This is a genomic window from Aneurinibacillus tyrosinisolvens (assembly GCF_001015055.1).
Classification (GTDB): Bacteria; Bacillota; Bacilli; order Aneurinibacillales; family Aneurinibacillaceae; genus Aneurinibacillus_A; species Aneurinibacillus_A tyrosinisolvens.
Window position 1 is genome coordinate 1 of the sequence record NZ_BBWZ01000082.1, and the last position, 10,043, is coordinate 10,043.

The window sequence follows — 10,043 nt, forward strand, 5'->3', positions numbered from 1 at the left end:
ATGTAAAGGTTTGCAAAAAAATTATAAAAAGGGGGGCGATCGCTCACTTATGTGTGTCCTTTTTTGAGCAGAACGGGAATGTATCTGTATCCTTTCTTATAATGACTCGTTGGAGCTATATTCTCCTTATTTTTATTCGTGTAGAATATAAGTGATAGCTTGTTGCTTGATGTACAGATTCTTGAAGAAGAAGTGGAGGGAAATTTATGACAATGGGTAACACGGAATTTAACTGGATTTTCTTAGTTGGATTTGCTGTTGCAATGATTGCCTGTATAATAATCCCGTTTTTATTCAGAAAATCCTTTAAAGACGAATAATTAACTGAAACCGCCATTCTCTTAAGAGAGTGGCGGTATTTTTCTTTACAAAGCCTGATAATCGCGTTAAGACAATATCATCTATTGAACAATCGTCAAACCGGGTACTTTTACATTTTTACGATCGAGTATCGTATTCTTCTTAGCATTGAGGGTTTTTTCAAGGAACGACAAGATTACACTGTTGCTCAATTCATAAATGTGATCAGGTTTTACATCGGCGGATAATATATTGGCATAGGGTGTTCCGACAAGATATGGTTGCAATAAAGGCATATCCGTTAAGTTCATATGTGTTGCCCCGGCTTTGCGTCTAGTCCTGGTGGTAGCGGCTGTTCGGCTTTGCATTCAACATACGCACCTGTGGTTTTTGGCAACTTCACCGCTGAAACTTCCGACTTTACAGGATTACCGATTTGCGCTGCATTTTCATTGATAACTTGGGCATTCGCCGTCAATGTACTTGAGATTAAATTTTTCTATGGCTCAGTTCATATTGAGTTCACAAAGCTGATTTATAGTGTCCATAGAATAAGTAATCCAACACCAAAATTATGATTGTGAGGCGTGGTTGAAATGGATAAATGGGTCATAGCGTCCATTCTTTATGTGGCAGTAGTGATAGGTGGTTTTACCGTGTATGAGGAGTTTTTTGCTGATGAAACACAGGCTGTATCTGCGGCGAAATATGAAAGTAATGAAAATCACAGTGTATCTAAGGAAAAGCATGAGGATGTTGAAAATCATGCTAAAAAAACCGGAAGCAGTCATGAGCATGGAAGCGATTCAGCACATAAGGAGACTAGCGAGGTAAATGTGTTTGTTCAATCTAATACAGATGAAATAAAGATTTTCTTAAAAGATAAGACAGGAAATCCAGTTAACGATTTAGAAGTAAATCATGAGAAGCTTCTTCATTTAATTATTGTAGATGAACATTTGCAGAAGTATTATCACGTGCACCCAGAACGAGGAATTAAAGGCTGACACCAATTTTACTCAGAATATAGATGGAGAAACGGTGAAATTAAATCTGAGTTCTGCCCAGGCCAATCAACCAGTAACGTTAACATTCAATTTAGATAAAACCAATCTAACTCCTTATTTGGGAGCGATGGGGCATGTGGTCATTCTTGATGAAAACGCCCAGAACTTTCTTCATGTTCATCCAGCCAATGATAAGGAACCGGTTTTTGAGACGCAGTTCAAACAGCCAGGCATCTATAAAATATGGGCTGAATTCAAACAAAATGGAAAAGTAAGAGCGTTCCCGTTTGTAGTAGAAATAAAAGGAGAGGATTAAATTTGCCAAAGGTATTAGTGGTGGATGATGAAGCTCACATCCGTGAGTTAGTTTCATTGTACTTGAAAGACGAAGGGTTTGATATCGTTGAAAAATCGAATGGAGCGGATGCGTTGGACTATGCGGAGAATCATTCTTTTGATTTGGTGATTCTAGATATTATGATGCCACAGATGGATGGCTGGGTTTTATGCACGAAACTCCGAGAGCTTGGGGATATCCCCATTTTGATGATTACCGCGAAAGGAGAGGCGCAGGACCGAATTCATGGATTTAAGCTTGGAACGGATGATTATTTGGTAAAGCCATTTGATCCGGTGGAGCTTGTTCTTCGCGTGAAGGCTCTGCTAAAGCGGTACCGTATTTCTACTTCCAATATCATTAAACTTGGAAACATATCATTAGACCGCTCGAGTTATCAGGTTCTATACGAGAATGGTAAAACGATGACACTTCCTATGAAAGAATTCGAATTGCTGTACAAACTGGGCAGCTATACCGGGCAGTTGTTTACACGGGATCATCTCATTGAGCAAATATGGGGCATTGATTATGAAGGCGACGAGCGGACGGTGGATGTTCACATTAAGCGGCTTAGGGAACGCTTTGCCGAATACGAGTCCGATTTCCGCATTGTAACCATCCGCGGTCTTGGTTATCGGTTGGAGGTGCATTAAGATTAAGTCGCTATATACCCGGGTTGTATTCATATTTGTCGGCATTGTCATGTTGAGTCTGTTCACGGCCGTTATGGTTAGTTCTTGGCTGTATGAGGGTCGAATTCAAAGTTTGATAGAAGAACTTCTAATCACGAACGGTAACAAAATGATACAAACCTATCAATCGACACCTTCTGCTGAGTTGATCCCGTTTATGCAAAACGTATCCGGGATTTCCCATACCCTTCTCCAACTTTACAATAAGGAGGGTAAGCCCCTCCTTGACGAAAAAGGGTGGCCCATACAGGTTGACCCTAATGATATGAGGCGTGTGCTCGCCGGTGAAAAGGTTCGCCATTTCGATAAAGTAGACCTTGCTCATTTTCACATTCCTCAACCTCCTTCAGTCGGCCTTCCACTTCAGGCAGATGGGCAGCCTTACGCATTATTTGTAACCGTGAAAGAGAATCCTATCGAGAACGAAACCATGAATGCCATTCATGTTACGTACATCATTATCCTGTTTTTCGGTAGTTTGCTGATTCTTGTTGCTGCGCGTTATATCGTAAACCCCATCGTCCGTTTGACAGAAGCAACCAGGAGGATGGCGAAGGGAACATTTGATTTCGAGCTTCCTACCAAACGCAAGGACGAAATCGGTCTCTTAACTGTTAGTTTTAACGAAATGGCGAAAGAACTATCTAAGCTGGATCGAATGCGGCAGGATTTCGTTTCGAATGTCTCACATGAAATTCAATCGCCATTGACTTCCATTTCAGGATTTAGCAAGGCGTTACAGCAGAAGAAAATGAGCGAGGAAAGCCGCCTCCATTATTTAACTATCATCGAAAAGGAGAGTGAGAGGTTATCCCGATTAAGCCAAAATTTGCTTCGGCTGTCCTATCTGCAGCAGGAGCATCATCCGTTGAAGGTAAATACCTATCGGCTGGATGAGCAATTGCGCAGGGTCGTTATTGCATTGGAGCCTCAATGGGCTGCGAAAGAAATTGAAATTGATGTTCAGCTTGAGGCCATGACTGTTCAAGCGGATGAAGACCAGCTCAATCAGGTGTGGACCAATTTATTGAGTAACAGCATCAAATTCACTCCAGCCCACGGTAAGATTGTTATCGAAGCTGTGAGGAAAGATAATCAGAACATCATCTCCATAACGGATAATGGCATCGGGATTCCGGAAGAAGAACGGGCCGATATTTTTAAGCCGTTCCATAAAGTTGACAAAGCTCGCGATCCTTCCGTTAAGGGAAACGGGCTCGGCCTATCGATCGTTAAAAAAATCGTTGATATTCATAAAGGACATATTCAAGTATCCGGACGACTGGGAACCGGTTCAACTTTTGAGGTTACATTACCCCAGTGATTCAGGTATTGTAAATCAACAATATAGCCAATAAAATGCCACCTTTAGGTGGTTTTTTTCAATCGTCCATTTAGTTCATATTGAGTTCACAAAGCCGGTTTATAGTATCCTTACAGGAAATTAAAATAATTAAGTTATTTATTTTAAAGGAGGGTGGCAACATGAATACGCCAATTTTGCAGTTACGAAATTTAACCAAGCGAATTAAAAACAAAACAATCATTGATCGATTAAATTTTGATGTCCCAAGAGGAGAAGTGTTTGGATTTTTGGGTCCAAACGGAGCGGGCAAAACCACAACCATTCGTATGATGGTAGGTTTAATGAGCATTACAGAAGGCGATGTTCTCATTGATGGGAAAAGCATTATTCATGATTTTGAAAAAGCAATAGTGAACGTGGGGGCTATCGTTGAAAACCCCGAAATGTATAAGTTTTTGAGCGGTTATCAAAATTTAGTTCATTTCGCCCGCATGGTTTCAGGTGTAACAAAAGATCGAATGGATGAAGTCATTCGCTTGGTAGGTTTAGAAAATCGAATCCATGACAAGGTTAAAACCTATTCATTAGGTATGCGCCAACGTTTAGGTGTAGCCCAAGCTCTACTTCATAAACCATCCATACTTATTTTAGACGAACCAACCAATGGATTAGATCCAGCCGGTATTCGCGAATTGCGGGACTATTTGCATACACTTACCCGCAAAGAGGGAATCAGCGTCATTGTATCCAGTCATCTTTTGTCTGAAATGGAGTTGATGTGTGGCCGTGTAGCCATTATTCAAAATGGCAAATTAATTAATGTTCGAACGGTTAAAGAATTGATGAATGACGGAATCGATCATCTGGTGTTTGTTGAACTAGATAAACCACTGTTGGCACTGGAGGTTTGGCGTTCCTATTCTTCTATTGATGTTGTAGCTTTGGAGGATGGCGTGAAGTGTCATTTAGAAAAGGAACAAATTCCGGAAGTTAATGAACTTTTCGTTCGTGCGGGTATTAAAGTTTATAGTATCAGAAAGTTAAATCCATCCTTGGAAGATAAATTCTTAGAAATGACGGGGAGTGATTCAATTGCTTAATCTCTTGCTAAATGAGAATATGAAAATTTATCGTCGATTACGAACCTGGTTATTAGTGCTTGTCTTAGTTTTAACTACCATTGGCTTCTTGATTGCCGCGAAACCTTCTCAAGTCGCTTCAGGGGACTGGAGAACATCTGTACAGCAGCAAATCACAAATGACCAAAACATGTTGGCGAGCATGAATCATGGTGCGGATTGGAAAACACAATTGACCAATCGAATTCACACCAATCAGTATCACTTGACTCATAATATCCTTCCTGCCGAGGAAACCTTATGGGGGAACATGCTTAACGCAGCTAATCTGATAAAAGTGGTAACGGTGTTTACCGTTATTATTGCCGCAGATAGTGTTGCGGGAGAATTTAGCGCAGGTACGATCAAACTGCTTTTAATCCGTCCTGTCTCTCGTGCCAAGATTCTTCTTTCGAAGTATATCGCCGCGTTGATTTTCTCTATTCTGCTTTTTATTGTCCTTTTTATAAGCGCATTTCTCGTATCCGGCTTTCTGCAGGGATTTCATGACATTGGTATTCCTTTTGTCTATGCTTCTTCCGATGGTGTCGTCCATGAAACCAATGTCGTTCAGCACGCAATCAGCACGTACCTTTACCAATGCGTACAAATGATTATGATCGTTACGATGTCGTTTATGATTTCATCGGTGTTTCGTAGCAGTTCCATTGCCATTGCTTTATCGATAGCGATTATGTTTGTTGGAACGGGTGTGGCAAGTTTCTTGGCTCAATATAACTGGGCAAAATATTTTCTCTTCGAAAATACAGATTTAACTCAATACCTGACCGGTAGTCCGAATATCCCGGGAATGACTATGTCGTTTTCCGTCACTGTTCTCATTGTTTATTTTGTCATATTTAACGCTCTATCTTGGATTGTTTTTAAGAAGCGTGACGTTGCATCATAAATTTCACCTTTAAAGATGCCAAAACCAAACAACCCATTACAAATCTTCAACCCTATCTTGGAGCTGTAGGTCATGTAGTCGTTTTAGACAAAGATGCAAAATCGTATTTACATGTTCATCCCTTTCGTAGTAAATGTTCCCTAGATTTGGTCAAAAACGGATGGTGAGTCTGCGTATTTTTAAGCATTGATATACCCTGCGAAGGTATTGTATAATCGCGAGGAGGAAAATGAAATGAAGAGGTTATTCGTGCGCTTGGTTGTTTATGTATTGATTTTCGTAGTGTTTGTGGGAGGGATTGGGTGGTTCGAATTTGTTCGTTCAAGGGAAGCTTTTTACATAGCGGCTCGCCAAGAGCCCATTCCTTCTTTGCAAGGAGTGAAGAAACCCGAATATAATCCGAATAAACCTACGGTTGCCGTGCTGTTGGGAAATGAAGCCACGTTTGGCTCCGATTTTATGATTCCATACGAATTGTTCTCTAGGACCGGGGCATTCAATGTATACGCCGTTGCTCCAGACAATGAGGTGAAGACATTAACGGGCGGTCTTGATGTAATACCCCACTACTCTTTTAAAGAAATGGATCAGTTATTAGGAAAAAGTCCTGACATTATCGCCATCCCTTTTATGACCACGTATGATGAAAAGAAGTTTGAGCCGATCCGAAAGTGGATACAAAAACATTCTAAAACCACGTTATTAAGCATTTGTGGCGGCTCGGGAAACCTTGCAGCTACAGGTTTATTGAAAGGAAAGTCAGCGGCATCGCACTGGCTAAACATGGCGGTCTTTCAAAAGAAATATCCTGAAACGAACTGGATAAGGGATCAGCGGTATGTTCAGGACGGAAACGTGGTATCCTCGGCTGGTGTTTCATCAGGAATCGATGCCGTTCTCTATGTGATTTCGCAAAAAGTAGGCGAACCCCTGGCAGAAAAAATAGCAAAAGAAATGAACTATCCATCTTATCACTTCGTTAAAAATCCGAAGATGGACCCATTTGATTTCGAAATAAGCACCTATGTATTGAATAACGCCTTTCAGTGGAACAAGAAAAAGGCAGGTGTGCTGCTGTATAACGGTATGGAGGAAATGGCGCTGGCTTCCGTATTTGATATCTATTCAAATACTGGAACGACAAGGGTTCTTTCCATTTCAAACTCGGAGCAGCCCATCGTGACAAAACACGGTCTGAACCTGATTTCCAGACATTTGATATCAAGGGCCCCAAAATTAGATAAAATGATTGTTCCGGGAAGAGAAGCGAAATCGTTGGCTCCGGATGAGATAAAAAAGTGGAGCGAAAAGGGGAATGCCAAGGAACTTCAGTTCGTTCATAGCGATTCCCCAGATCGATTTATATTTGAAGTTGAGCTTGAAGATTTGGCCAAGCAAGAGGACCTTCTCACCGCTAAACATGTGGTGAAACGACTCGAATTTCGTGCGAATGATATCCATCTTGAAGGCAAACTGTTTCCTCTTGAAACATACGGAAATATGCTTTTAACCGGTTTATTCGCATTACTGGTAGCTTTCTGTATTGACAGACGATTCATTATGAAGAAGAAAACTTTCAAATTAAAAGATACCTCACTACAGAGCACAAGGAAGTGCTAGAAAAAAAAGGAATAAAGGTGTATGAAAAAAATCAAGTCTCTTGTTGGTGAAAATGGATATTTAGAAAAAGTAATCTTTGAAGATTATGAACAAGTCACAAGGGAAGGAGGATTCGTTACACCAGATCGGATTTAACACAAGAATCCTTTTCCACGAAATACTAAAATTATCTGGTCGGCGATTTCAAAAAAATAAATAAAAACTATATTGAATACATTAGGGGGGTATGCTATATTATAAACAAGAAAGGAGATGATTTTCTTGGAAGTAAAAATGAAAGTAGAAAACACAAGTTGCTGCTCTCCCAACGGACATCGAGAAAGTCATCATTCTGATAAGGTAAAAGCAAATTTGGTCGCACGGTTAAACCGTATTGAAGGTCAAGTTCGGGGCGTGAAAGGCATGATTGAAAGGGACACCTATTGTGATGATGTCCTGAATCAATTGGCTGCCACTCAGTCGGCTCTAAACGGTGTAGGAAAGCTTCTTCTAGAAGGACACATGAAAAGCTGCGTCATCGAACGAATTCAAGAGGGCGACCATGAAGTCATTGATGAACTGCTTAAAACAATGGGGAAACTCATCAAATAACCTAAATAAGAAAGGGGAATGAAAAAGATGAAAAACATTACCTTACAGGTAGAAGGTATGTCTTGTGGTCATTGCGTTAAATCAGTCGAGGGAGCATTGAAAGAGGTAGGTGCCTCTGGAAGAGTGAACTTAGAAAGCAAGTCCGTAGCCGTAGAATACGATGAAAGTAAAGTGTCCCTTGAAAAAATTAAAGAAGCCATTGAAGATCAAGGATACGATGTGGTGTAACCTATGGGAGCCACTTATCTAAAGAATGGCTTCTCACCTTCATATCTAATTTTTTTTTGAATGAATCATACCCCTATAGGGTATGAGACAAGGAGGTAAAGATATGGAACAAAAACAAACCACGATTGGCATTACAGGCATGACGTGTGCTGCCTGTGCCACTCGGATTGAAAAAGGGCTTAAGAAAGTAGAAGGGGTTACGGAGGCAAATGTAAACCTGGCATTGGAAAGAGCCTCCGTGACATTTAAACCGGATGTTGTAAATGCATCGAAACTCGAAGAAAAGATTGAACAATTGGGCTATGGTGTTATCCATGAGGCAGTTGATTTTAACATCACGGGAATGACCTGTGCTGCTTGTGCGACTCGTATCGAAAAAGGATTAAATAAGCTGCCGGGTGTGACAAAAACAAATGTGAATTTAGCGCTGGAAACGGCACATGTAGAATATGCACCATCTGAGGTTTCAATTCAAGACATGGTCCGAAAAGTTGATAAGCTTGGATATAAAGTGACATTGAAAAAAGAAGAGGAACATGGGGAAAGTGAACAGCGGCAAAAAGCGCTCACTCGTCAAAAACAAAAACTTATCGCCTCTGCCCTTTTATCTTTTCCCCTGCTATGGGCAATGGTGAGCCACTTTTCCTTCACCTCTTTTATTTGGCTTCCTGAAGCGTTAATGAACCCGTGGGTGCAGTTGGCACTGGCGACTCCGGTGCAGTTTATCATTGGAAGACAGTTTTATGAGGGAGCCTATAAAGCCCTTCGTAACGGAAGTGCAAACATGGATGTACTGGTTGCCCTGGGGACTTCGGCGGCGTACTTCTACAGTTTATATCTCACCATTCAATCCATCGGGAATCCTCATCCTATGGTCGATATGTATTATGAAACAAGCGCCATCTTAATTACACTGATCCTTCTCGGGAAACTGTTCGAGGCTCTTGCTAAAGGACGTACCTCGGAAGCCATTAAGACATTAATGGGATTGCAGGCGAAAACAGCCCTTGTCATACGAGACAATCAAGAATTGACGGTTCCCATTGAGGAAGTCGTAGTGGGAGATATCATGGTGGTAAAACCCGGTGAAAAAGTGCCGGTAGATGGAGAGGTCCTTGAGGGAAGGTCTGCGGTAGATGAATCCATGCTGACGGGAGAAAGCATCCCTGTTGAGAAAGAAGCGGGCGGCCAAGTGTTTGGAGCTACCGTGAATAAAAATGGTCTGCTCAAAATCAAGGCAACCAAGGTAGGAAGAGAAACTGCCCTCGCACAGATCATTAAAGTAGTGGAAGAAGCGCAGGGTTCTAAAGCGCCGATTCAGCGGGTTGCGGATAAAATCTCGGGTATCTTTGTTCCTGTTGTAGTTGGAATTGCCGTTGCTGTGTTCCTCATTTGGTACCTGTGGGTAGCTCCTGGCGATTTTGCGAACGCCCTTGAAAAGCTCATTGCTGTGCTGGTCATTGCTTGCCCATGTGCCCTGGGATTGGCAACACCAACCTCCATCATGGCGGGTTCCGGTCGGGCGGCTGAACTTGGCATTCTGTTTAAAGGGGGCGAGCATTTAGAAGCAGCCCATCAAGTAGAGGTTGTTATGGTCGATAAGACAGGAACCGTGACAAAAGGAAAACCAGAACTAACCGATGTAATGACAGAAGGGATGGAGGAATCTACCTTCCTGACTCTCGTAGGAAGTGCAGAGAAGAACTCCGAACATCCACTTGCAGAGGCGATTGTTTCGGGTGCCACTGAAAAAGGAGCGAATTTGTTAACAACGGAACAATTTGAAGCTATTCCTGGCTATGGAATACGAGCGGTAATCAAGGGAAGAGAAGTGGTGGTAGGGACACGTAAATTGATGGCTCAATACGGCATCTCCGTGAATCATGTGCTTAAAAAGATGGATGGGCTTGAACAAGAAGGAAAGACCGCAA

11 protein-coding genes and 1 pseudogene are annotated in these 10,043 nt (G+C 41.7%); 11 read left to right on the top strand and 1 reads right to left on the bottom strand.

What is annotated here, in order from left to right; genetic code table 11:
* Nucleotides 1-401: 401 nt before the first annotated feature.
* Nucleotides 402-611 carry a hypothetical protein gene (locus MBEAL2_RS27840; RefSeq protein ID WP_152667959.1) on the bottom strand — a complete coding sequence of 70 codons (210 nt, stop codon included), beginning with the start codon at nt 609-611 and terminating at the stop codon, nt 402-404.
* A gap of 285 nt (nt 612-896) precedes the next feature.
* Here MBEAL2_RS27840 and MBEAL2_RS33385 point away from each other — a divergent pair, with 285 nt between their 5' ends.
* The 11 genes and pseudogenes from MBEAL2_RS33385 to MBEAL2_RS27885 form a co-directional block, all read left to right on the top strand.
* The gene (locus MBEAL2_RS33385) at nt 897-1,307 is read left to right on the top strand and encodes a DUF8832 domain-containing protein (protein WP_236693041.1); all 411 of its coding nucleotides are present in this window, start codon (nt 897-899) and stop codon (nt 1,305-1,307) included.
* A 34-nt stretch (nt 1,308-1,341) separates the two neighbouring features.
* Nucleotides 1,342-1,623 (top strand): DUF8832 domain-containing protein, encoded by a 282-nt coding sequence (locus MBEAL2_RS33390; protein ID WP_236693042.1) that lies wholly within the window; start codon nt 1,342-1,344, stop codon nt 1,621-1,623.
* 2 nt (nt 1,624-1,625) lie between these two features.
* Complete coding sequence (locus MBEAL2_RS27850; protein WP_047155446.1) at nt 1,626-2,300, top strand: response regulator transcription factor; 675 nt, start codon at nt 1,626-1,628, stop codon at nt 2,298-2,300.
* On the top strand, nt 2,275-3,663 hold the full coding sequence (locus MBEAL2_RS27855) for a sensor histidine kinase (RefSeq protein WP_500778852.1): 1,389 nt from the start codon (nt 2,275-2,277) through the stop codon (nt 3,661-3,663). The genes MBEAL2_RS27850 and MBEAL2_RS27855 overlap by 26 nt, the downstream gene beginning before the upstream one ends.
* Before the next feature lie 161 nt (nt 3,664-3,824).
* Entirely contained in the window at nt 3,825-4,745 is a 921-nt protein-coding gene (locus MBEAL2_RS27860; RefSeq protein WP_047155448.1) for an ABC transporter ATP-binding protein, read from the top strand.
* Complete coding sequence (locus tag MBEAL2_RS27865; protein ID WP_047155449.1) at nt 4,738-5,673, top strand: ABC transporter permease; 936 nt, start codon at nt 4,738-4,740, stop codon at nt 5,671-5,673. Before MBEAL2_RS27860 ends, MBEAL2_RS27865 begins: the two co-directional genes overlap by 8 nt.
* Before the next feature lie 14 nt (nt 5,674-5,687).
* A pseudogene (locus MBEAL2_RS34490) lies at nt 5,688-5,807 on the top strand (DUF8832 domain-containing protein); the annotation flags it as partial.
* 100 nt (nt 5,808-5,907) lie between these two features.
* Nucleotides 5,908-7,293, top strand: coding sequence for a DJ-1/PfpI family protein (locus tag MBEAL2_RS27870; RefSeq protein ID WP_047155450.1), 1,386 nt, complete (start codon nt 5,908-5,910; stop codon nt 7,291-7,293).
* Nucleotides 7,294-7,566: 273 nt separating this feature from the next.
* Entirely contained in the window at nt 7,567-7,884 is a 318-nt protein-coding gene (locus tag MBEAL2_RS27875) for a metal-sensitive transcriptional regulator (RefSeq protein WP_047155453.1), read from the top strand.
* 27 nt (nt 7,885-7,911) lie between these two features.
* Nucleotides 7,912-8,112, top strand: coding sequence for a copper chaperone CopZ (gene copZ, locus MBEAL2_RS27880; protein ID WP_047155451.1), 201 nt, complete (start codon nt 7,912-7,914; stop codon nt 8,110-8,112).
* Nucleotides 8,113-8,215: 103 nt separating this feature from the next.
* Nucleotides 8,216-10,043, top strand: a 1,828-nt coding sequence (locus MBEAL2_RS27885; RefSeq protein ID WP_047155452.1) for a heavy metal translocating P-type ATPase, incomplete at its 3' end; no start/stop codon positions are given.